The sequence below is a fragment of the Devosia sp. genome (assembly GCF_036563435.1).
Classification (GTDB): domain Bacteria; phylum Pseudomonadota; class Alphaproteobacteria; order Rhizobiales; family Devosiaceae; genus Devosia.
The window spans coordinates 366,073-389,219 of sequence record NZ_DATCMJ010000018.1 but is presented as its reverse complement, the minus strand read 5'-3'; the positions used below and the strand labels follow the sequence as shown (position 1 = coordinate 389,219).

Here is a 23,147-nt window from a genome sequence, read left to right as displayed (position 1 = left end):
AGAAAACCTATTCCGAAGATGGAATAGATGGACTATTCATTTCGCGAGGGAGGAGAATGGAATGAAAAGCACTATCGGCGTTGGCCTGATCGGCACCGGCTATATGGGCAAGTGCCACGCCTTGGCCTGGAACGGGGTGAAGGCTGTTTTCGGTGATGGACCGCGGCCCGTCCTCGCCCATCTGGCAGAGGTCGACGGGCAAACGGCGCGCCGCCGCGCCGACGAGTTCGGCTTTGAGCGCGCCACCGGCGACTGGCGCGAGCTGATCGCCGATCCCGAGGTCGAGGTGGTCTCAATCACCACGCCCAATGCCTTTCACGCCGAAATGGCCATCGCCGCGCTGGAAGCGGGCAAGCATGTCTGGTGCGAAAAACCCATGGCCGTGGCGCTGGTTGATGCCGAGCGCATGGCGGCCGCCGCACATCGCTCGGGCAGGGTGGCCATCCTCGGCTACAACTACATCCAGAATCCCTTGATCCGGCAGATCGGCCACGTCCTGGGGCAGGGCACTATCGGCCGGGTCAATCACGTTCGTCTCGAAATGGACGAGGACTTCATGGCCGATCCGGAAGCCCTGTTCTACTGGAAGAGCGAGGCGAGCTCCGGCTACGGCGCCCTCGACGACTTCGGCGTCCACCCGTTGAGCCTGCTCCAGATCCTCTTCGGACCAGTCGCTCGGGTCTTCGCTCACCTCTCCAAGCCCTATGCCGATCGACCCACCGCCGATGGTGCGCGTCGTTCGGTCGAAACCTTCGACATCGCCAGCATCCTCTTCGAACTCTCCGGCGGCATAAGCGGCGTCATGGCGCTCGATCGTTCCGCCTGGGGCCGCAAGGGTCGCATTGCGCTGCAGATATTTGGCAGCAAGGGCACCATCACCTTCGACCAGGAGCGCTTCAACGAGTTCCAGCTCTATGTCACCAGCGACAAGCCGGCAGAGCAGGGCTTCCGCACCATCCTGGCCGCGCCGCAGCACCCGCCCTATGACCGCTTCATTCCCGCGCCCGGCCACGGCCTTGGCTTCAATGACCTCAAGATCATCGAGTGCCACGAACTTCTCCGCCGCATTGCTGGCGAACCGGCGCGGGTGATCGACTTCGACACCGGCCTCGGCATCGAGCGAGCAGTCCACGCCATGGCGCGAAGTCATCGCGAAGGCCGCTGGATCAATCTCGACCAGGAGGCCTGACCCATGCAGAAATTCCTCGTGCTGCAATCACTCTGGGCCATGCAGAACCTGCGGGACGTGCCGCAAGAGCGCTCGCTTGCTGAGAACGTCGCGCTGATTAAAGAGGCCGGTTTCGACGGCATCAGCACCATGTGGGAGGACGATGCAACAGCCAGCGCCAGCGCTGCCGTGGCGCAGGAACATGGGTTGATCATGGAAGGCACCTGTCTGCCCACCGACCTCGACCAGGTCCCGCCGGCCCTGGAGCGGGGCGTGCGGCATGGCCTCCACCACCTCAATCTCCAGCTCAACTTCCGGCCGCGCCGCCTGAGCGAAGCCGTCGCCGCGCTTGAACGTCTCGACGCTATGGCGCGGCAGGTGGATTTCCCCGTCTATGTCGAGACCCACCGCGGGCGGCTGACCAACGACCTCCTCTTTACCCTCGACCTGCTCGACGCACTGCCCAATCTCAAGCTCCTGGGCGATCTCTCCCACTATGTCGTGGCCCGCGAGATCGAGCTGCCCGTCTCAGCCGAAACCGACGCCCAGATCACTAGGATCCTCGACCATGTCTGGGCCTTTCACGGCCGGGTGGCCGGCAGCGGCCAGGTGCAGCTGCCCATCAGCTTCCCCCAACACCAGCCCTATGTCGACCAGTTCGCCCAATGGTGGCAGCGCGGCTTCCGCAGCTGGCGCCAACGCGCCGCCCCCGACGCCGAACTGACCTTTGTCTGCGAACTGGGCCCCCAACCCTACTACGCCATCCCGGGCCCCGACGGCCGCGACCTCACCGACCGCTGGAAAGAGTCGCTGACCATGCAGAAGCTGGTGCGGGAGTTGTGGGAAGAGGCAGGGGGCCGACCAACTGCATCGGAAGAAGTTGGTCGGGGTATCTACCCCTCCCGTTTTCGCGAGTTACGACTGCGTCGTTCGCCGAAAAGCGGCTCAAGGTGATCACCTCTTGTGTGAGTCAAGGCGCTGATCATCCGCCCGTGGTGTCACTTCAACATCGCGGCAGTTCTCCAGAGCTCTGCTCGCACACCATAGGATCAGACGTGTTTCCGACCGGATCAGTGCTAAGTAGGTAGACGACTTCCAGAGATCCTATGAGGCCTAGAGCCATCAGGAACCTAGCGCGATACCATGGCAGCCGCGCCAGCGAAGTGACGAGGATCGTACACAATGACAGCAGGGCGATCCAAAAAAGCAGGCTCGGATGTTAAAAAGTGCGATCATCAATAAAGATTGGACCGTGCAAGAACGCCACAAAGATTCTGGTCCAGAAAGCTGCATTCTGAACGAAACACTGGTGCCGCCCTCGTTCTGACCTGAAATGCTGCGCGCGCAAGTGAGCTTAGTTAACAGCTCAAAGTCCGCGACGATCAACTGGGAAGCCGAATAGCGAACTCGTTCCTCTTCGACTTTCTTGCAATAGAGAGCTGGTTCGGCACACCCTGCTTCGTCTTGCGCTTATTGAGGCAAATGACTGATCTGCGCTGCCCAGCGGAGCACACCGCTCACGCATAGCGACCGGCAACATGGTCACTATGTTCGTCGGGAGGAAACCGAAACGTATACTCGACAATGCGAGAGAGTTTTGGCTGGGGAACCTGGATTCGAACCAAGATTGACGGAGTCAGAGTCCGCTGTTCTACCGTTGAACTATTCCCCAGCAAGGGAAGCGGCGGGGCCGCTCGGTGGGCCGAACCGGTCGGCGCGGGCACTGCATAGACAATGCGCCAACAGATTGCAAGCGCCTCCGACGCGTCAGTCACTCCCAATTGGCGCCATTGCGCTCAGGCGCCCCTTGCACTACCTTGATCGGTGACACGCAATAAACAGTGCGTCGGGCGCCGCCGGCATGACCGGTCCGGACGACCGCGCATGGCAGGAGACTATCGTGACCGATTCCGATCGGTCCGCCGCCAGAGCCTCGCAGGACGAGGTATCGGCAATCCGCGCCCCGTCCGATCACGGACAGCTGGGGCAGGCGGGGGGCAACGCGCCTTCCGCTCAGGCGGACAAGCGGACACCAGCCGCCCCAAATCCGCGCCGGCACCGTGGACCCACCTATGCGGCGCTGGACCTTGGCACCAACAATTGCCGCCTCCTCATCGCCCGTCCGCATGACCATGGCTTTCGCGTGCTGGATGGCTTTACCCGCATCGTCCGCCTGGGCGAGGGCGTCTCCGTCACCGGACGGCTGGGCGACGCGGCCATGGAGCGCACCATGGAGGCGTTGCGCCAGTGCCGCAACAAGCTGCGCGAGCACCAGCCGGCCCGGATGCGCCTGATCGCCACCGAGGCCTGCCGCGCCGCTGAGAACGGCCCCGCCTTTCTCCAGCGCGTCAAGAGCGAGATCGGGCTCGACCTCGAAATCATAGACCGCCGCACCGAGGCCGAATTGGCGGTCACTGGCTGCGCCGACCTGATAGAAGGGGCGGCCGCGGGCGCCCTGATGTTCGACATCGGTGGCGGTTCCTCGGAACTGGCATGGATGGACTTCCGCGGCGGGCGTCCCCGCTCGCAAGGCCGCATGTCAGCCTCGATTCGCTCCTGGCAATCGCTGCCGGTGGGCGTCGTCTCCATTGCCGAACGCTTCGGCGGCGTCGACGTGACGCCCCAGGTCTTCGAGGCGATGGTCGCCTATGTGGCCGAGCACCTCAAGCAATTCCGCGGCCGCGAGAAGCTCAGGCAGATGATTGCCAACCATCCTGTTCACCTGATCGGCACGTCGGGCACCGTGACGACCCTGGCCGGCCTTCATCTCGGGCTTGAGCGTTATGAGCGGCAAAAGGTCGACGGGCTCTGGATGAAGCGCGCTGAGGTGGATGAGACCATGAAGATCCTCCTCGGCATGTCCTTTGACCGCCGCGTCGCCCATCCCTGCATCGGCCGCGACCGGGCCGACCTAGTGCTGCCCGGCTGCGCCATTTTCGAGGCAATCCGCCGCGAATGGCCGACCGAACGCGTGCGCGTCGCCGATCGGGGCCTGCGCGAGGGCATCCTGATCTCATTGATGGATGCCGACCGCGTCCATGCCCGCGCATCGCGCTATCCGCGGAGGAACGCAAATGGTTGACAAGGCTCTGGGCACGGGCGGCCGCAAGTCCGAGAAGGATCTCAAGATCCGCGTGAAATCGGCCAAGGGGCGCAAGGTCAGCTCGACCAAGTGGCTGGAGCGTCAGCTCAACGACCCCTACGTCGCCAAGGCCCGCGCCGAGGGCTATCGGTCCCGTGCCGCCTTCAAGATCAAGGAAATGGATGGAAAGCATAAGCTTTTCCACCGGGGAACGCGCGTGGTCGACCTCGGAGCCGCCCCCGGCGGCTGGTCGCAGGTGGCGGCAAAGGCAGTCGGCTCGACCGAGGCCAACCCGCTGGTCGTGGGCATCGACTATCTCGAAATGGACCCCATTCCCGGCGTGATCCTTCTCCGCAAGGATTTCACCGAGGACGACGCGCCACAGCTGCTGATCGACGCCATGGGCGGCAAGAAGGCTGACCTCGTCATGAGCGACATGGCCTGGCCCACCACCGGCCATCGCGCCACCGATCACCTGCGCATCGTGCAGCTGATCGAGATCGCCGCCGATTTCGCGCTGGACGTGCTGGCCCCCGGCGGCGCTTTTGTCGCCAAGGTCTTCCAGGGCGGCACCGAGCATGAACTGCTCCACATGCTCAAGCGCCACTTCCGCTCGACCTTCCACGCCAAGCCACCCTCCAGCCGCGCCGACTCGGCCGAGGCCTACTTGATCGCGAAGGGGTTCAAAGGGGGTCGTGAGATGACGGAAGAGCACGACCAAGACGATCGATAAGGCGCTAGTGCACCCCGCCGCCCTGGGTGAGCTGGTGCCCGGCATTGTGTGGCAGCCGCAGAAACAGCGCCGTGGCGACAAAGCCCACGCTGGCCACGACAAAGAAGGCGATGTGGAAGTCGCCCAGCACCAGCGCGCCGCCGCCGCGCAGCTTGTGCGTCAGCTCCAGGATGCCCCCGCCCAGCGCCACGCCCATGGCAAACATCAGCTGCCCCCAGACCTGGCTGATCGTATTGGCCTGTCCCGCATCCTTGTCATCGATATCGGCAAAGGTGAAGGCGTTGGAGCCGGTCCAGAACATGGATTGCCAGAAGCCGGTAAAGACCAGGATGCCTAGGATCAGCGCCATGGGCGTGCCGGGCACATAGGTGCCCATGGCGAGGATCCCGCCGGCCGACACGGTGGTTGAGATCACCAGCGGATACTTGAAGCCAAAGCGCCGGAACATCCAGTTGGCGCAGAACTTGGCGACCAGGGCGCCGATGGCCGAGGCAAAGGTCACCATGCCGGACTGGAACGGGTTCATGCCGAAGGCCAGCTGCAGCATCAGCGGGAACAGGAACGGCGTGGCGCCTTGCCCGAGCCGGAAGAAGGTGCCGGCCACCACCGATGTCCGAAAAATCGGGCGCGCTAGGAGGCGCAGGTCAAGAAGCGGGTATCGCGTGCTGAGGGCGTGCCGCACATAGATGGCTCCCAGCCCGATGCCGGCCGCGGCAGCCACCGCACCATAGACCGGCGGCAGCGCCGGCAGGCTGATTACCGAGCAGCCGAAGGCAAAAAGGGCAAAGGCGCTGCCGGCCAGGACAAACCCCTTGCGGTCGATCCGCCGCGGTGCATTGCGCACCTCGTTGGGCAGCACCAGCCCCACCAGGATCATGCCCATGATGCCGATCGGCACGTTGATGATGAAGATCCAATGCCATGAGAAATAGGTGGTGAGAAAGCCACCAAAGGGCGGCCCGACGATCGGTCCGATCAGCGCCGGAATGGTCAGCCACGCCATGGCGTCCACCAGCCGGTGCCGCGGCGTCGAGCGCACCAGCACCAGCCGCGCCACCGGTCCCATCATCGCGCCGCCCATGCCCTGGATGAAGCGCGACACGACAAAGGCACCGAGCGAGGAGGAGAAAGCACAGGCGACCGACCCGCACATGAACACGGCCATGGCGACGCGGAACACGTTGCGCGCGCCGAACCGGTCCGCCATCCAGCTCGACAAGGGGATGAAGATGGCGAGGGCCACGAGATAGGCGGTGAGCGCGAGCTTGAGCGAAATCGGATCGGTGCCGATATCCGCCGCGATCGCCGCCAGCGAGGTCGCGATCACGGTGGAGTCCATGTTTTCCATAAACAGGGCGGTTGCCAGCACCAGCGGCACGACACGGGAGGAAACCAAGCGCTCAGTCCTTTTGCACGGCAACGCCGCGATGACCGGAAACGTTCGCCCCGGCATCGGAGGGCAGGCGCAGGTAGATGGCGCCGGCCAGCATGCTGAGGCCGCCCACCACGAAGAAGGCGATCTGGAAGTCGATCAGCGACAGCTCGGCCCCGCGCATCCGCGTGGTGATCTCGAGGAGCGCCCCCGCCACCGCCACGCCGAAGGCGACGCTGAGCTGCTGGCCCACAGCAACAATGGCGGTGGCCTGGCTGGCCTCCTCGTCGTCCACGTCGGCATAGCCGATGGCATTGGAGCCGGTGAAGAACACCGAGCGGAGCACGCCCCCCGCCAACAGCACCGCCATGATCACCGGTGCCGCCGTCTCGGCATTGAACAGTCCCTGCGCCGCGATCAAGGCACCCCCGAAGATCGAGGCAAAGCCAAGGACGCGGGGAAAGCCGAAGCGGGCATAGACGCGTTCAGCCAGGAACTTGCTGATGATGGCGCCGATCGCCGACACGAAGGTGATGGCGCCTGACTGGAAGGGACTGAGCCCGAAGCCCAGCTGCAGCATCAGCGGCAAGAGGAACGGCACGGCGCCGACCCCTATGCGGAACAGCGACCCGCCGATGATCGAGGCACGGAACAGCTTGTGCCGGAACAGGGCCGGATCGAGCAGCGGAAAGCGGGTGCGCCGTGCATGGAGCAGGTAAAGGAGGCCCGAGGTCACCCCGATCGCCAGCGTCAGCCAGCCATAGATCAGCGGCAGTGCCGGCAGGCTGACCACGGAAAGGCCGAACACCGTTCCGGCAGCGGCGACGCCGGCAAGAAAGAACCCCACCATGTCGATCGGCCGCGGGCTGCGCGCATCGGGCACCTTGAGGAAGATGCCGGCAAGGATGATGCCGGCGATGCCGATGGGAATGTTGATCCAGAAGATCCAGTGCCAGCTGAGATAGGTCGTGAGAAAGCCCCCGATAAGCGGGCCGGTCAGCGGCCCGATCAGCGCCGGCACGGTGAGCCAGGCCATGGCCGAAACCAGTTCGTTGCGCGGCGTCGAGCGCACCAGCAGGAGGCGCCCCACCGGCGTCATCATCGAGCTGCCGATGCCCTGGAAGAAGCGCGAAATGACGAAGGTTTCGAGCGAGAACGAAAAGGAACAGGCCAGCGATCCCAGCATGAAGACGAAGATCGCCAGCCGGAAGATGTTCTTGGCGCCGAACCGGTCCGCCATCCAGCCGCTGATCGGGATGAAGATCGCCAGCGCCACGAAATAGGCGGTCAGCGCTAGCTTGAGCGCGATCGGCTCGGTGCCGATATCGGCGGCGATGGCGGGCAGGGACGTGGCGATCACGGTCGAGTCCATCTGTTCCATGAACAGGGCGACCGCCAGGATGAGGGGTGTAACGCGGATCAAAGGGGAGCCAGAGAGAGAAAGCAGAAGGCCGAAGCAAGGCGCCCACTATGAACCCTGCTAGCGTCAGCGCAAGGGCAGGGCGGCCATATCCGTCAGCTTGAAGCGTCACTAGACGCAGAAGCGCCCAAACCCTGCTGTGTTAGCAGCAAGCTTGTCGCTTGGGTAGGGTCCGCGGCGCAAGCCTGCCGGGCAGGCGCTTGCCCCTCCTTCCCTTTGCAAAAAGCGGCGCGGGTGCTATTGACCCTCGCCAACCTGAACCCGCCGACCATGTCGTCCGGTTCTCAGCTCCAACATTTCTGATTGTATCAGAAGGCAGGAAAGGTCTGGCCTTGGCGAAGATTATCAGCACCGCAACCGGCGACTACGCGCTTACCTTCGACGACGTGCTCCTTCAGCCCGCGCGTTCCGATGTCCTGCCCGGCGAAACCGATATTTCCACCTATGTCACCAAGGACATAGCGCTCAATCTTCCCATCATTTCCTCGGCCATGGACACCGTTACCGAAAGCGCCATGGCCATTGCCATGGCCCAGGCCGGCGGTCTCGGCGTGATCCACAAGAACCTCACTGCCGCCGAACAGGCCGAGCAGGTCCGCCAGGTCAAGAGCTTCGAATCTGGCATGGTGGTGAACCCCATCACCATCGGCCCGGACGCGACCCTCGCCGATGCCCTCGCGCTGATGCAGACCCATCGCATCTCCGGCATTCCCGTCGTCGAGAATGGCGGCAAGGGCGGTCGCGCCGTCGGCAAGCTTGTGGGCATCCTCACCAATCGCGATGTCCGTTTCGCCTCCCACCCGGCCCAGCCGATCAGCGAGCTGATGACGCACGAAAATCTGGTGACGGTGCGTGACGGCGTATCGAAGGACGAGGCCAAGGTCCTTCTCCACAAGCACCGGATCGAAAAGCTACTGGTGGTCGACGCCGACGGCCGCTGCACCGGCCTCATCACCGTCAAGGACATCGAAAAGGCCCAGCTCAATCCCAACGCTGTCAAGGACGCCCAGGGGCGCCTCCGTGTGGCTGCCGCCTCAACTGTGGGCGATCAGGGCTTCGAGCGTTCATTGGCGCTGATCGATGCCGGCGTCGACCTCCTCGTCATCGACACCGCCCACGGCCATTCCGTGCGCGTCGCCGAGGCCGTTGAGCGCGTCAAGCGCGAGAGCAACTCCACCCGCATCGTCGCCGGTAACATTGCGACGGCCGAAGCAACCAAGGCGCTGATCGACGCCGGCGCCGACTCGGTCAAGGTCGGCATCGGCCCTGGCTCAATCTGCACAACCCGCATCGTCGCCGGCGTTGGCGTGCCGCAGCTGGCTGCCGTCATGGCCTGTGCGGAGGAGGCGGCCCGTCAGGGTGTGCCGGTCATCGCCGATGGCGGAATCAAGTTCTCAGGCGACATGGCTAAGGCCTTGGCGGGTGGCGCTTCCTGCGTCATGGTCGGCTCGCTTCTGGCCGGCACTGACGAGAGCCCGGGCGAGGTTTATCTCTACCAGGGCCGCTCCTATAAGTCCTATCGCGGCATGGGCTCGGTCGGCGCCATGGGCTCGGGCTCGGCCGACCGCTACTTCCAGCAGGACGTGCGCGACCAGATGAAGCTCGTTCCCGAAGGCATCGAAGGCCAGGTGCCCTACAAGGGCGCTGCCGGCGCCGTGCTGCACCAGCTCGCCGGCGGCCTCCGCGCCTCCATGGGCTATACCGGGGCCCACAATCTCAAGGAGTTCCGCGACAACTCGGTCTTCGTCAAGATCTCCGGCGCCGCGCTCAGCGAGTCGCACGTCCATGACGTGACCATCACCCGCGAAGCCCCCAACTACCGCAGCGGGCGGTAGGCTCCTCGGCTTCACCACCACGGAACGTCACCCTCGGGTCGGGCCCGAGGGTGATGCGCGGCGCTTACCGCTCACTTGGCGGTGTCCAACCTTAAGCGGGCAGCACGATCACCTTCGTATCGACCGGCGTCTTGTCGTAGAGGTCCAGCATGTCCTGCGTCAGCAAGCCCACGCAGCCGCTCGACACGCCCTTGCCGATCGTCTCGGGCATGATCGTGCTGTAGATCGTATAGAGCGTGTATCGTCCGTCCTGGTAAAGGTAGAGCGTCCGGGCACCGAGCGGGTTGTTAAGGCCAGGCGCCATGCCGTTCCGGTAGGGCGCCGCCTCCGGCTGGCGGGCAATCATTTCCGCCGGCGGCGTCCAGACCGGCCATTCCGCCTTGCGCCCGATATAGGCCTCGCCGCTCCACAGGAACCCGGCGCGTCCCACATTGGCGCCATAGCGCGTGGCATAGCCGTCGCCCTCGATGCGGTAGACAAAGTAGTTCTTGGGGTCAACGATGATCGTCCCCACCGCCTCATTGGACGCGTAGCGCACCCGCTGCCGCAGATACTTGGGATTGACCTTGCTGATATCCACGGCCGGCACCGGAAAGCGCTCGTTGGGCAGCGGCCCATAGATCCGCTCCGCCTCGGCAAAGCTGATCCCGCTCGTCGAACACCCCGCCACCGCCAGCGCCCCAAGCGCCGCTGTCCCCAGCAGAAACATGCGCCGCCCCACCCGCGCGCCGTCGATTGTCGTTGCCATGCCCATCACCCCTCTGCTGTTCGCCCGAAGAGTGACCGCACCAGAGCCAGTTGGCAATGCCCTGCTCGGCACGGCGCCTTGGCTCCTCCCCCGACGGGGGGGAAGCGCCGCTCGGTCCGAGTGACCGTAGCAGAGCTAGGGTGGGGTGCGCCCCGCTCTCGAAACTTAGATTGAAAGCGGATAGGTTCTGCACGGCCAACCCGACCCCCTCCCAACCTCCCCCTGAAGGGGGAGGAGTAGATCGGATTAGCCGCGACCTCGCCCCACCCACCGGCCGAACTCCTCCCCCTACCAGGGGGAGGCCGGGTGGGGGTACCGAAGCTTCGTCCAGCCTCCATTCTCCCCACTCCCCCACAACGTCATTCCCGCGAAAGCGGGTATCCCCCTCTCAGACCAAGGAAGATTCCCGCCTGAGCGGGACGACGCCGTGGCCAATCAACGCGCACACTACAAACTTATCCCCGCCCCCTAAACCGCGCGTACAATCCCCCCATCGCCTGCAGCAGAGCACGGTCATGACGAGTGATGGCTGCAGGGACTGTCGGGGAGCCTGGGTCGCCAGGCTCGCGCATGGATGCTGACCAACAACTTGGAGACGTTCCGAAGGACAAATCTCTCCGGTGGAGAGATTTGAGGCGACAAGGCCATGAGAGCTACGCTCGAATGGCGGGCGCGTTCCTTCGGGCGCAAAGCAGGTTGCTCGATGCGTGTGCGAAAATCCCGGCGTGATGGCGAGACTGCGATCTCACTTTCACATCTACCCATTCGAGACCGCGGTCTCGCCATCGCTGCTCGAGATAACCGCTGGGAAGGCGGCGCTTCCGCACGTCCTATCCCAGGCGGCGTTTCGACTTGTCGTCGTAGGGGTTTTCCTTGCCGCCACGGATCCACAGCCGGATCGGCGTGCCCTTGATGTTGAAGGCTTCCCGTATCCCGTTGATCAGGTAGCGCTGATAGGCCATCGGCACCGCATCTGGCCGCGAGGCGAAGATGATGAAGCTTGGCGGCCTGGTCTTGGCCTGCGTCATGTAGCGCAGCTTGAGCCGGCGCCCCGACACGGCCGGAGGCGGATGGCTCTCGACCATGCCGCTCAGCCAACGGTTGAGCCGCGCCGTCGACACATGCGAATTCCAGCTGCGCTCGATGGCAAAGATTGCATCCATCAGCTTGTCGATGTTCTTGCCGGTCAAGCCGGACAGGGTCACCAGCGGCACGCCGCGCAGCTGCGGCAGGAGGCGCTCGCACTCCTCGCGCAGCATCTTGAGATGCTCGTTCTTGTCCTCGATCAGGTCCCACTTGTTGACCGCGATCACCAGGGCCCGGCCCTCGCGCTCCACGAGGTCGGCCAGCGCCAGATCCTGCTTCTCGAACGGAATGGTAGCGTCGAGCATCAGCACGACCACTTCGGCATACTGGATCGAGCGCAGCGAGTCGCCCACCGCAAGCTTTTCGAGCTTTTCGGTGACACGCGAGCGGCGGCGGATGCCGGCCGTGTCAACCAGGTTGATTACCCGGCCTTCCCATTCCCATGGCACCAGGATTGAGTCGCGGGTAATGCCGGCTTCCGGCCCCACCAATACGCGTTCCTCGCCCACCATGCGGTTGATCAGCGTCGACTTGCCGGCATTGGGACGCCCAACGATGGCGACGTTGAGATAGCGCTTGGGGTTCCAGCGCAGCGTCGCCTCGTCGCCCTCACCCTCGAGCATGTCCTCGGTGATGTCGATATCGACTTCGGGCATCTCGTCGAGATCGGCAACCTCGCGCGCCTCGCTCTCGGCATTCTTGCGGTCGATGGTGGCCGAAACGATGGAATAGAGTTCCGACAGGCCCAGCCCATGCTCGGCCGAGAGGGGAATGGCTTCCCCAAAGCCGAGCTTGAACGCCTCCACCAGTCCGGCCTCCGCCGCACCGCTTTCGGCCTTGTTGCCAACCAGATGCACATCCTTGCCAGCCTTGCGCAGCACCTGGGCAAAACGCTGGTCCAGCGGCACAACGCCGGCTCGGGCGTCGATCATGAACAGGATGACGTCGGCTTCGCGGATCGCCAGTTCCGTCTGCTGGCGCATTCGGTCCTCGAGGCTGCCATCCTTCACGTCCTCATACCCGGCGGTATCGAGAATGCGGAAGGAAAGGTCGGCAATGCGCCCCTCGGCCTCGCGGCGGTCGCGGGTCACGCCCGGCGTATCGTCGACAAGGGCGATCTTGCGTCCGACCAGGCGGTTGAACAGGGTGGATTTGCCGACGTTGGGACGACCGACAATGGCAACGGTGACGGTCATGTGGTCCTTCCGATCCGGCGAGGCTGCGGCCGCTACTGCGCGGCCGGCGCTTCCGGTGTGGCTGCGGGAGCGTCCGCAGCAGGGGCTTGTGGGGCAGGGGCCTCGTCGCTGACGATGGCGTCGATCGCCGTCGCGGCGGCTTCCGCGTTGGTCGGGGCCGCTTCCTCAGCCGCGATGGCGCCTTCCGATAGCAGCTGCGCCAGGTAATAGCCCATGCGGTTGCGAGCGGTGCTCTGCGCCAGCGGATCGTTGACCACGGCCTCGAAGCTCGCCTGCGCCGCGGCGAAGTCACCGGCCTTGTACTGCGCCAGGCCCAGCGCCTCGCGGGCCGCGTTACGCAGCGGGTTGCCCTCGGCCGCAATCGTGCCGAGGCGCGATTCCACATCGGCCACCGTGCCGGCATCCACCATCAAGGTCCCGCCCAGCACCAGCGCCAGTTCACGGAGGCGCGGGTTGGATTGCGTATTGGCCAGCGCGTCATAGGCAGCCACGGCCTCGGCCGTCTTGCCTTCCTTGGCCAGAACGCCCGCCTTGCGGAATTGCGCCAGCACCGGATAGTTGCCCGAGCCGTCGGCGATCAGCGCATCGAGCTGCGTCTGCGCCGCCGCCAGGTCGCCACCCTCGATGGCGTCGAAGGCGGCATAGAGCTCGTCCGACGACTGCGCGGCATTGTTGGAGTGGTACCAGGTCCAGCCCTCGTTGACGGCGACCACCGCCACCACAGCCACCGCGGCCCCGATCACGAAGGGAGCAAAACGCCGCCACAAGGCGCGCATGCGATCGCTGCGCAGCTCCTCGTCGACTTCGCGGAAAATATTGTCCTGGGACATGGCCTGCCTAAGGTCTTAGCTAGTTCGGGGGCACGTTTAGCATGCTCCCTGCCGAAAGCAAGGCAACGCCGCCGCGCCGCGGATTTACGAGGCCCGCAACGGCCCTGCGCCTATTCCCACTCGATCGTGCCGGGCGGCTTGCTGGTCACGTCATAGACCACGCGGTTGATGCCGCGCACTTCGTTGATGATGCGTGTTGCCGTGCGCCCCAGGAAGTTCATGTCGAACTGGTAAAAGTCCGCCGTCATCCCGTCCACCGACGTCACGGCCCGCAATGCGCAGACGAACTCATAGGTCCGCCCATCGCCCATCACGCCCACCGTCTGCACCGGCAGCAGCACGGCAAAGGCCTGCCAGATCTTGTCGTACTGGCCCGACTTGCGGATCTCGTCGAGATAGATCGCATCCGCCTTGCGCAGGATATCGAGCTTCTCCGGCGTGATGCCGCCCGGGCAGCGGATGGCAAGGCCCGGACCGGGGAACGGGTGGCGGCCGATAAAGCTCTCGGGCAGGCCAAGCTCCCGGCCCAGCACGCGCACTTCGTCCTTGAACAATTCGCGCAGCGGCTCCACCAATTGCATGTTCATGCGCTCGGGCAGACCGCCCACATTGTGGTGCGACTTGATGGTGACCGATGGGCCGCCGGTGAACGACACGGACTCGATGACATCCGGATAGAGCGTCCCCTGCGCCAGGAACTGCGCCCCGCCGAGCTTGCGCGCTTCCTCCTCGAACGTCTCGATAAACAGCCGCCCGATGATCTTGCGCTTGGTCTCGGGGTCCGACTGTCCTTCAAGTTCGCGCAGGAAAACCTTGGATGCGTCCACGTGCACCAGCGGGATGTTATACTGGTCGCGGAACATGGAAACGACCTGTTCGCTTTCATTGAGGCGCATCAAGCCGTGGTCGACATAAATACAGGTGAGCTGGTCGCCGATGGCCTCGTGGATCAGCACGGCCGCGACAGAGGAATCGACTCCGCCCGAAAGGCCGCAAATTACCTTGCCGCTGCCCACCTGGTGGCGGATCTTTTCGATCATCTTCTGGCGGTAGGCCGCCATGGTCCAATTCGACTCGATGCCGCAGATGTGGTGCACAAAGTTGGCATAGAGCTTGGCCCCGTCCGGAGTGTGCACCACTTCGGGGTGGAACTGTACGGCCCAGATGCGGCGCTCTTCATTGGCGATCATTGCAAACGGCGCATTGGGCGACGTGCCCACGACTTCAAAGCCCTCCGGCAGCGCCACCACGCGGTCGCCATGGCTCATCCAAACCTGGTGCGAAGTCGACAGCGGCCAGACGCCTTCAGAAAGCGACGACGTTTTCTGGACGGTCAGCTCGGCGCGGCCGAATTCGCGGTGATGCCCAGCCTCGACCTTTCCGCCCAGCGCCATGCACAGCGCCTGCTGGCCATAGCAAATGCCCAAAATCGGCACGCCGGCCTCGAGGATCACCGGATCTATGGTGGGCGCGTTCTCGTCCAATGTCGAAGCGGGGCTGCCCGAGAGCACCACGCCACGCGGCTGCATCGCTGAAAGAGCAGCACCGGCATTCTGGAACGGATGGATTTCGCAGTAGACGCCCGTCTCGCGAATGCGGCGCGCAATCAGCTGAGTGACTTGCGACCCGAAGTCGACGATGAGGATCGATTGCGGCGGAGCGGACAGATCTGTGCTTTGCATGGCGAGGCCATATCGCCGCCAGCCGGATTCCGCAAGCGCCCACCACGCAAACCACGCCTGCAGCGGCTTTCGGGTCTTGACCACAATCGTCTGCTGCGGCAGGGCAGGAGCCGCAACTCAGTAGAGCCCACATGACCCAACAGCGATTGCTCGGTGCCGATTTCCTGCGCGCCGCCGCCTGCCTGCTCGTGCTCCTGCATCACCTGGCCTTCCGCGTGGCCGGCGACAAGGTCCCCCTATGGGCGAAGGGCTTCATCGACTTCGTCATCATGGGCAGCTTTGGCGTCGCCATCTTCTTCGTGCTGAGCGGCTTCCTTCTCGCGCGCCCTTTCTGGCTGGCGCTGGACGCAGGCCGTCCCATGCCGTCGCTCAAAGTCTATGCCCTGCGCCGTGGAGCCCGCATCCTCCCCGGCTTCTGGCTGGCGCTGGTCGTGAGCCTCATATTCAGCGTCACCATCAGCGGCTCGCCGCTCGACGGCGAGCATCTCCTGCGTTTTGCCGCCGGCTTCTTCCTCGTCAGCGACTGGCACTGGCTGACCTTGTTTCCCGTCGACAACAACGGCCCCCTCTGGTCCATCGGTTTCGAGGTCACCTCCTATCTCCTGTTGCCCATGTTCCTGGCAGCCCTGTTCGCTCTCCGCCTCCGCCACTGGCCCGCACGCCTCGCATGGGTCGGTGTCATCGGCATCGTACTCACGCTCCATTGGATGGTGGTACAATGGGCGCCGATCGACGAGGTGAACCGGGGCTGGGACCATGGACTGACAGGCGGCGCCAAGGCATGGATGCCCCGTTTCAACCCGGTCGGTTTCTTTGCCATCTTTGCCTTGGGCGCCCTGGCGGCCGGCATTCAGGTCAAGCTGAACCACCTGCGGTCATGGCTGTTCGACGCGCTGGGCCTGCTGGCCATCGGAGCCGCCGCCTGGGTCATGATCGCCCATATCGGCGGCCTCAACGAAGGCTTCGGCTTCCTCGGCATCCCCTACGGCTTCCCCTGGATGCCTCTTACCATCTGCGTAGCGCTGGTGGCGCTGCCCTCTTCGGTGATCGCGGGACGCCTCCTGGACAACCGTCTCTCCCGCTTTGTGGCGGAGATTTCCTTCGGCATCTATATCTGGCACTTCCTGATCATCGGCCTCATGGCGCGCCTCGTGCCACCAGCCTTCCAGACCTGGCTCGATGATGGCTGGAACATCTGGCTCTGGTCCAGCGCCGTGGCCATCGCCCTCAGCGTCCTTGTTGCCAGGGCAAGCTTCTACCTGCTGGAACGGCCGGTCGTGCGCTGGGCCCGCGGCCTGGAGCACCGGCCGCAGCAGTCTTCACTCACCGCGGCCCAACAGCTCGGTTAGCCGTTGAGCAGCGCGATCGAAAGGTTGAGCAGCGTCGCAAAGGCCACCCAGGCGAGGTAGGGCACAAACAGCCAGGCCGCCACTGTGTCGAACTTCCGCGCCGAGGCAATGAAGGCGACGATCAGCAGGAGGATGGCCACGATCACCGCAAAGGCTGGCCACAGCATCTGCCCGATGAACCAGATCGGCGACCACGCCCAGTTGAGCGCCATCTGCCCAAACCAGATCTTCATGGGCGTGCTGCTGCGGTCGATCATCCAGATGCGCCAGCCAGCCACGGCAATCATGGCATAAAGCGTGAACCAGACCGGCCCGAATATCCAGTTCGGCGGATTGAACGGCGGCTTCTCGAGACTCTCATACCACGCGCCCGGCGCCGATTGCGTTCCGATCAGCGCCCCGACGCCGATTACCACCACGAGGAAGATGCCAAGCGTCAACCAGGGACGTGGCGTCTTGTAGTCGGCAAGGGATGGAACCGTCATGGATGTGCTCACAAGTGGATGCTCTGCTCTTTGAACGCGCGTTCGGCCTCGCGGTTCAACGCCGACGATGACTCTTCAGCCCACGCGGCGCAAGGCGCAGAAATAGAACCCGTCCGTCCCCGTAAGGTGCGGCGTGAGGGCGATGCCACCCCCTGCGGTCACCACCCCGGCCGGGGCGCCACTGCCAAACGTTTCCCGCCAAAGCGCGGTCGCCGGTACCACCTCGAAACCCGCCTGCGCCGCCCGGAAGGCCGCGACCTGATCGTCGTTCTCCTCGGGCAGGATGGAGCAGGTAATATAGACCAGTGTCCCACCCGGCTTGAGGTAGCGTTGCCCCTCCTGAAGAATTGCCGCCTGCTCGGCGACGCGCTGCGCCAGCAGCTCCGGCGTCAGCTTCCATTTCGTGTCGGGACGCCGCCGCCAGGTGCCGGTGCCGGTGCAGGGGGCGTCGATCACCACGCGGTCCATCTTGCCAAGGAGGTCGTCGAGGGCGCCGGGCTGCGGGGCCCGCACCTGCACGTTGCGCGCCCCGTTGCGCTTCAGCCGATCATAAATCGGCGCCAGGCGGTTGCGGTCGCTGTCATAGGCAAAGATCTGGCCCTTGTTCATCATTGCGCTGGCCAGCGCCAGCGTCTTGCCGCCCGCGCCTGCACAAAGGTCCAGCACCTGCTCACCGGGCCGGGCGCCCGCCAGTGCCGCCACGATCTGGCTGCCCTGGTCCTGCACTTCGAACCAGCCCTTCAGATACCCTTCGTCCGTGGTGACATTGGGCGTCCGCGCATCGCGAGGTCCCGCCGGCATGGTCACGCCGATGGGCGAGATCGCGGTTTCAACCGGCTCGAACCGCGCCAGCGACTTCATCACCCGGTCCCGGTTCGATTTCAAAAGGTTGGTCCGGAGGTCCAGCGACGGCCTGCCGGCCATGGCCTGGCCCTCGGCGATCCAGTCGGGTCCAAAGGCACGCTCCAGCGATGGCGCAAGCCATTCCGGCACATCCGCCCGCACCCAGTCTTCCGTTTCCTCAGGCAGGCTGCCCTTGAGCCGCGCGAGTTCTTCCTCGCTGAGAACGTCCGGTCCGTGGCTGTCTGCGGCAAAGCTCTCGTTCAGCGCCTGCGCGTCCTCGCTCCAGTCCCGCACCGCGACTGCCAGCACCAGCGCCCGCGGAGTGTCGCTTCCCATCAGCGCCGCATGCGATTGGCGGCGGCGCAGTGCGTCATAGACGAGATTGCCGATGGCTGCCCGGTCCCCCGCACCGGCGAAGCGATTGTTCAGGCCCCATGCCTTGAGCGCTTCCGAAACCGGCCGCCTGCGCGTTTCCACGTCGGTCAGAACGTCGATGGCGGCGGAAAGGCGACCAGGAAGGCGCATCTAGATACCCGGGCTGAGCAGAAGTCGAAGCAGGAGCCATACCCACAGAACGGCCAGTACCACAAGGCCTGCGGCATAGGCGGTGAAGCGGCTCTGCAGCTGGTTGTGCGTAACGTGAATGGCGGCGTGCACATAGCGCAGCGCTACGAACAGCACGGCCAGGATGACCTCAGACCAACCCGTTACCCCGCTCCACAGCGACAGGAGAGCCGCCACATAAAACAGAACCGGCAGCTGGAACTGGTTGTCAAAATTGTTGGACAGCAGCCGCGCCCGCAGCGGGTAGGCGTCCCGCTCCACGGCAATCTTTGCGGCAGGGATTTCGCCGCGGATCACCCGCGGCACCCGCTCCATGCCCATCCAGAGGAGGATGCCCATCGTCAGCAGCACCTGGAGTGCCATCGCCACGATCAGCAGCTTCTCGACCAATGCCATCCCGACTTCTCCTGGAACACGCAACAGCACGGGCAAGCCCATGTTGCGACTCTTCAATACTCAACATCGTTGGGTGGTCGCGACATAATTCCCACCCCCATGGTGCAACCGGAAGCTTTGCCTCTATATTGTCTTGGCTTAAGCGACCCGATGCTGATCGCGGGGCCGCAATCCAGAAAAAGACCTTGTACGCTGAAATCCTGATTGTCGTCGTTCTGACCATCGTCAACGGCCTCCTGGCCATGTCGGAACTGGCCGTCGTCTCCGCCCGCCCCGCCCGCCTGCGCAACATGGCCGACCAAGGCAACAGGGGCGCCGCCACCGCCATCCAGCTTGCCGAAGATCCGGGCAAGTTCCTGTCGTCGGTGCAGATCGGCATCACGCTGGTCGGCATTCTGTCCGGCGCCTTCTCCGGCGCAACGCTGGGCCTGCGCCTCACCGATTGGCTCGACTCGGTTGGCGTGCCCAGCAACGTCGCCGACGTGCTCGGCGTCGGCGTGGTTGTCGTTCTCATCACCTATATCTCACTAATTCTTGGCGAGCTCGTACCCAAGCAGATTGCCCTGCGCGATGCCGAAGGCGTCGCTGCCCGCGTTGCGCCGGCCATGAAGATCGTCGCCACCATCGGGTCGCCCATCGTCTGGGTGCTCGATGTGTCGGGCAAGCTCGTCCTGCGCCTCCTGGGGCAGGGCGGCGAGGCGGAGGAGAAGGTCACCGAAGAAGAGGTCAAGACCATCATTGCCGAGGCGACAACGGCCGGTGTCATTGAAAGCGACGAGCACTCCATGATTTCGGGCGTCATGCGCCTCGCCGACCGCTCGGCCCGCGGTCTCATGACCCCGCGCCTCGATGTCGATGTGGTGGACCTCAGCGACGACAGCGAGGAAATCCGCCGCACCATCCTCGGCACCCATCGCTCGCGCCTCTTGGTCCAGGATGGCGACGCCGATTCGATTATCGGTGTCGTGGCGATCAAGGACATCATCAGCGTCTTCGCCAACGGCCAGCCGCTCGATGTCCGCCGCTTCGTTCAGCCCGTCCCCGTGGTGATGGACCATGCCGACGCGCTCGACGTGGTGCGCGCCATCCGCAATTCCACCGTCCATATGGCGCTGGTAGTCGACGAGTACGGACATTTCGAGGGGATCGTTACCTCGGGCGATATCCTCGAAGTCATCACCGGAGTCTTCCAGGAAGAAACCGGCGATGACCCTGCCGTGGTCAAGCGCGAGGACGGCTCCTACCTTGTCGCGGGCTGGATGCCGGTCGACGAATTCGGCGAACGGCTCAAGCTCAGTATCCCGCGCGACGCCAAGTACGAGACCGTTGCCGGCTACGTGCTCTCCATCATCAACCACCTGCCAAAGGTGGGCGAAACCTTCGAGCATACGGGCTGGAAGTTCGAAGTCGTGGACCTCGACGGACGCCGCATCGACAAGATCCTGATGACGAGGATCGAGGCGGAGACCTGAGCTAGAGCCGCATCCCGAACCAGACCGTGCGGTCCACGGTCCGGAGCGGCGTGAAGCCGCTCTTGGTCCAGAAGGCCACCCCGCCGGTATTGCCGCTGCTGGCGCCCAGGTGAATACCGGCAACGCCCGCGGCCTTCGCATCGGCGATCCAGTGCTCGAGGAGCCTGCTGCCCACCCGCTGTCCGCGGATACGGGGCAGCAGGTTCATGTGGATATGGGCCGGATATTCGGCCACCAGGTCGCCGGGATTGTGCTCTGGCTGACGGATTGCCTTGAGCCGCATCAGGTCGGCCGCGGTAAGGTCTTGCTCGGGAACTTCGTCGTATTGCGTCCGCAGGGTAGGCCACCAACTGCGCTCCTGCCGCGCCGCGAAGGCATCGGTGTCGTGGGTACCCACCAGGTACCCCGCCACGCCCTCATCGTCCTCGGCCACCCACACATGTTCCGGTTCGAGCACGCCATAGGGTGCCGAATAGATATGCCCGACCAGCTTGGGATCGGCATGCTGGGGTGAAGCGTCCTTGCCGGCGTCACCAGTGGCGAGGCAGATATGGTAGAGCGCCTCCAGATCGCTCTCGCGATAGCGGCGCAGGTTCACCATCAGAGGTCCCCGAACGTGCCGGTGGACATGTCGAAGAGCTTGCCGCTCTCGGTCACTGATGGGCTCAGCAGATCGATCAGCTTGGGCGCGATGTCGCTCGGCTTGGGCAGCGTCTCGGGGTTCTCGCCTGGCATGGCCTTTGCCCGCATGGCGGTGCGCACCGCACCGGGATAGAACACGTTCACCTTGATCTTGGTCTGCGCGACTTCCCCGGCATAAGACTTGGCCATCGCGTCCACCGCAGCCTTGCTGGCGGCATAAAGGCCCCAGAAGGGCCGGGCAGAACGTGCCGAGGACGACGAAACGAAAACGGCCCGTCCTGCCGCCGACTGACGCAGCAGCAGGTCCGTCGCGCGTAGCAGGCGATAATTGGCCGTGACGTTGACCGTCATGACCTTCTCGAAATCTTCCGGCTTCACATGGGGCAGGGGGCTCAACACGCCCAGCTGGCCGGCATTGGCAACCAGCCCGTCCAGCGCACCCCAGCGCTCGAAGATCGCCGCCCCGAGCCGGTCTATGGCATCGCCATCGCGCAGGTCGAGCGGCACCAGCGTAGCCGATGAGCCCAGGTCCTGGATCTCGTCGTCCAGCTCCTCGAGGCCGCCAACGGTGCGTGCCACGGCCACCACATGGGCGCCCCGTCGCGCTGCTTCCACGGCCGCCGCATAACCGATGCCGCGCGATGCGCCGGTCACCAGAACAACCTTGCCGGCAAGCACTTGCGCGCTCTGCACCTCGTTGGCACCCATTAACCGGCCTCTTTCAGCAGCGACATCTTCTTCGGCTCGTTCTTGGAGCGGCCATCAAGGTCGGTCAACTGCGTCGGATAGTCGCCGGTGAAATAGTGGTCGGTAAACTGCGGCGCCTGCGGATTGCGCTTCTCTCCGCCCACGGCTTCATAGAGCCCATCGATGGAGAGGAACTCCAACGAGTCCGCCCCGATATACTCGCACATGGACTTGAGGTCCCGGTGCTGGTTGGCCAGCAGCTTGTCCGGGTCGGGCGTGTCGATGCCATAATAGTCCGAGTAATAGATCATCGGGCTGGCGACGCGGATATGCACCTCGGTGGCGCCCGCCTCGCGTATCATCTGCACGATCTTGAGCGAGGTGGTGCCACGCACGATGGAATCGTCGATCAGCACCACGCGCTTGCCTTCGATCTCCGCGCGATTGGCCGAGTGCTTGAGCTTGACGCCAAAGGCACGGATCGACTGCGTCGGCTCGATGAAGGTGCGGCCAACATAGTGGTTGCGGATGATGCCGAGCTCGAACGGGATGCCGCTCGCTTGCGCAAAGCCGATTGCTGCCGGCGTGCCGCCATCGGGCACCGGCACGACCACATCCGCCTCGACAGGGGCTTCCTTGGCCAGGTTGATGCCCATGCGCTTGCGTGCGGCATAGACGCTGCGGCCGGCCACTACCGAGTCGGGGCGGGCGAAATATACATATTCGAAGAGGCACGGGCGCTCGGGGGCCGGGCGCGCTGGCTTGCGTTCCTCGATGGTGATCGAGCCATCGGGCTGCACTTCGCAGATAATGATCTCCCCGTTCTCCACGTCGCGGATATACTTGGCGCCGATGATGTCGAGCGCACAGGTTTCCGAACAGAAGATAGGTTTGCCATCCAACTCGCCCATCACCAATGGGCGGATACCGATAGGGTCGCGCGCGGCAATCAGCTTGGTGCGCGTCATCGCCAGCATGGCGTAGCCACCTTCCATCTGCCTTATGGCGTCGATGAACCGGTCAGTGGTCGAGCTGTGACGGGAACGGGCCACCAGGTGCAGCACGACCTCGGTGTCCGACGTCGACTGGCAGATGGCGCCGGTAGCAATGATCTGCCGGCGCAGCGTCAGGCCATTGGTAAAGTTGCCGTTATGGGCAATGGCGATGCCGCCGACCTCGAGCTCGGCAAACAGCGGCTGCACATTGCGCAGTGCCACTTCGCCGGTGGTCGAATAGCGGGTGTGTCCAATGGCAATGGTGCCGGGCAGCTTCGCCAGCACGGCCGGGTCCGTATAGTGGTCGCCCACCAGACCCATGCGCTTTTCAGTATAGAACTGCTTGCCATCGAAGCTGACGATGCCGGCAGCTTCCTGCCCGCGGTGCTGCAGGGAATGCAGGCCCAGGGCAGTCAGAGTGGAGGCGTCGCTATGTCCTAAAATGCCGAACACGCCGCACTCTTCGTGCAGCGTGTCCCCATCGAGGCTGAATTGATCATCGCTGGGATGGTTCACAAGGCTCTCCATGCCAAAAACTGCCCTCAACTGCAGTATCGCGTTG

At 64.3% G+C, this 23,147-nt stretch carries 19 protein-coding genes and 1 tRNA gene; 7 read left to right on the top strand and 13 right to left on the bottom strand.

The window, feature by feature from the left end; genetic code table 11:
* Window positions 1–61 precede the first annotated feature (61 nt).
* Window positions 62–1,189, top strand: coding sequence for a Gfo/Idh/MocA family oxidoreductase (locus VIL88_RS14370; protein ID WP_331990009.1), 1,128 nt, complete (start codon window positions 62–64; stop codon window positions 1,187–1,189).
* A 3-nt stretch (window positions 1,190–1,192) separates the two neighbouring features.
* On the top strand, window positions 1,193–2,122 hold the full coding sequence (locus VIL88_RS14365) for a sugar phosphate isomerase/epimerase (RefSeq protein WP_331990007.1): 930 nt from the start codon (window positions 1,193–1,195) through the stop codon (window positions 2,120–2,122).
* Between the two features lie 644 nt (window positions 2,123–2,766).
* Here VIL88_RS14365 and VIL88_RS14360 read toward each other — a convergent pair.
* A tRNA-Gln gene (locus VIL88_RS14360) sits at window positions 2,767–2,840 on the bottom strand.
* Between the two features lie 228 nt (window positions 2,841–3,068).
* Here VIL88_RS14360 and VIL88_RS14355 point away from each other — a divergent pair.
* The gene (locus VIL88_RS14355; RefSeq protein ID WP_331990005.1) at window positions 3,069–4,250 is read left to right on the top strand and encodes a Ppx/GppA phosphatase family protein; all 1,182 of its coding nucleotides are present in this window, start codon (window positions 3,069–3,071) and stop codon (window positions 4,248–4,250) included.
* Complete coding sequence (locus VIL88_RS14350) at window positions 4,207–4,983, top strand: RlmE family RNA methyltransferase (protein ID WP_414650142.1); 777 nt, start codon at window positions 4,207–4,209, stop codon at window positions 4,981–4,983. The genes VIL88_RS14355 and VIL88_RS14350 overlap by 44 nt, the downstream gene beginning before the upstream one ends.
* Before the next feature lie 4 nt (window positions 4,984–4,987).
* Here the strand turns inward: VIL88_RS14350 and VIL88_RS14345 are convergent, their stop codons facing one another.
* Both VIL88_RS14345 and VIL88_RS14340 read right to left on the bottom strand, forming a co-directional pair.
* On the bottom strand, window positions 4,988–6,379 hold the full coding sequence (locus VIL88_RS14345) for an MFS transporter (RefSeq protein WP_331990001.1): 1,392 nt from the start codon (window positions 6,377–6,379) through the stop codon (window positions 4,988–4,990).
* A 4-nt stretch (window positions 6,380–6,383) separates the two neighbouring features.
* The gene (locus tag VIL88_RS14340) at window positions 6,384–7,736 is read right to left on the bottom strand and encodes an MFS transporter (RefSeq protein ID WP_331990706.1); all 1,353 of its coding nucleotides are present in this window, start codon (window positions 7,734–7,736) and stop codon (window positions 6,384–6,386) included.
* 371 nt (window positions 7,737–8,107) lie between these two features.
* On the opposite strand from VIL88_RS14340, the gene guaB reads away from it, so the two are divergent.
* Entirely contained in the window at window positions 8,108–9,610 is a 1,503-nt protein-coding gene (guaB, locus tag VIL88_RS14335; protein WP_331989999.1) for an IMP dehydrogenase, read from the top strand.
* A 91-nt stretch (window positions 9,611–9,701) separates the two neighbouring features.
* On the opposite strand, the gene VIL88_RS14330 is transcribed toward guaB, so the two are convergent.
* From VIL88_RS14330 to guaA, 4 genes are all read right to left on the bottom strand, one after another.
* On the bottom strand, window positions 9,702–10,358 hold the full coding sequence (locus VIL88_RS14330; RefSeq protein WP_331989997.1) for a L,D-transpeptidase: 657 nt from the start codon (window positions 10,356–10,358) through the stop codon (window positions 9,702–9,704).
* An 830-nt stretch (window positions 10,359–11,188) separates the two neighbouring features.
* Window positions 11,189–12,640 carry a ribosome biogenesis GTPase Der gene (gene der / locus VIL88_RS14325; RefSeq protein WP_331989995.1) on the bottom strand — a complete coding sequence of 484 codons (1,452 nt, stop codon included), beginning with the start codon at window positions 12,638–12,640 and terminating at the stop codon, window positions 11,189–11,191.
* Between the two features lie 32 nt (window positions 12,641–12,672).
* On the bottom strand, window positions 12,673–13,470 hold the full coding sequence (locus VIL88_RS14320; protein WP_331989993.1) for a tetratricopeptide repeat protein: 798 nt from the start codon (window positions 13,468–13,470) through the stop codon (window positions 12,673–12,675).
* A 110-nt stretch (window positions 13,471–13,580) separates the two neighbouring features.
* Complete coding sequence (gene guaA, locus VIL88_RS14315) at window positions 13,581–15,152, bottom strand: glutamine-hydrolyzing GMP synthase (protein ID WP_331990705.1); 1,572 nt, start codon at window positions 15,150–15,152, stop codon at window positions 13,581–13,583.
* Window positions 15,153–15,283: 131 nt separating this feature from the next.
* On the opposite strand from guaA, the gene VIL88_RS14310 reads away from it, so the two are divergent.
* On the top strand, window positions 15,284–16,501 hold the full coding sequence (locus VIL88_RS14310) for an acyltransferase (protein WP_331989991.1): 1,218 nt from the start codon (window positions 15,284–15,286) through the stop codon (window positions 16,499–16,501).
* Here the strand turns inward: VIL88_RS14310 and VIL88_RS14305 are convergent.
* From VIL88_RS14305 to VIL88_RS14295, 3 genes are all read right to left on the bottom strand, one after another.
* Window positions 16,498–16,986, bottom strand: coding sequence for a TspO/MBR family protein (locus VIL88_RS14305; protein ID WP_331989989.1), 489 nt, complete (start codon window positions 16,984–16,986; stop codon window positions 16,498–16,500). The genes VIL88_RS14310 and VIL88_RS14305 overlap by 4 nt on opposite strands.
* Window positions 16,987–17,061: 75 nt before the next feature.
* A complete protein-coding gene (locus VIL88_RS14300; RefSeq protein ID WP_331989987.1) occupies window positions 17,062–18,354 on the bottom strand; it encodes an RsmB/NOP family class I SAM-dependent RNA methyltransferase in 1,293 nt (430 codons plus the stop codon).
* Window positions 18,355–18,789 carry an MAPEG family protein gene (locus tag VIL88_RS14295; RefSeq protein WP_331989986.1) on the bottom strand — a complete coding sequence of 145 codons (435 nt, stop codon included), beginning with the start codon at window positions 18,787–18,789 and terminating at the stop codon, window positions 18,355–18,357. It abuts the gene before it with no gap.
* A 200-nt stretch (window positions 18,790–18,989) separates the two neighbouring features.
* Here VIL88_RS14295 and VIL88_RS14290 point away from each other — a divergent pair, with 200 nt between their 5' ends.
* The gene (locus VIL88_RS14290; RefSeq protein ID WP_331990704.1) at window positions 18,990–20,261 is read left to right on the top strand and encodes a hemolysin family protein; all 1,272 of its coding nucleotides are present in this window, start codon (window positions 18,990–18,992) and stop codon (window positions 20,259–20,261) included.
* A gap of 1 nt (window position 20,262) precedes the next feature.
* On the opposite strand, the gene VIL88_RS14285 is transcribed toward VIL88_RS14290, so the two are convergent.
* From VIL88_RS14285 to purF, 3 genes are read right to left on the bottom strand one after another with little or no spacing between them, the layout of a single operon-like run.
* Complete coding sequence (locus VIL88_RS14285) at window positions 20,263–20,862, bottom strand: GNAT family N-acetyltransferase (RefSeq protein WP_331989984.1); 600 nt, start codon at window positions 20,860–20,862, stop codon at window positions 20,263–20,265.
* Entirely contained in the window at window positions 20,862–21,611 is a 750-nt protein-coding gene (locus VIL88_RS14280; protein WP_331989982.1) for an SDR family NAD(P)-dependent oxidoreductase, read from the bottom strand. Before VIL88_RS14280 ends, VIL88_RS14285 begins: the two co-directional genes overlap by 1 nt.
* On the bottom strand, window positions 21,611–23,101 hold the full coding sequence (gene purF, locus VIL88_RS14275; RefSeq protein WP_414650141.1) for an amidophosphoribosyltransferase: 1,491 nt from the start codon (window positions 23,099–23,101) through the stop codon (window positions 21,611–21,613). Before purF ends, VIL88_RS14280 begins: the two co-directional genes overlap by 1 nt.
* Between the last annotated feature and the right edge of the window lie 46 nt (window positions 23,102–23,147).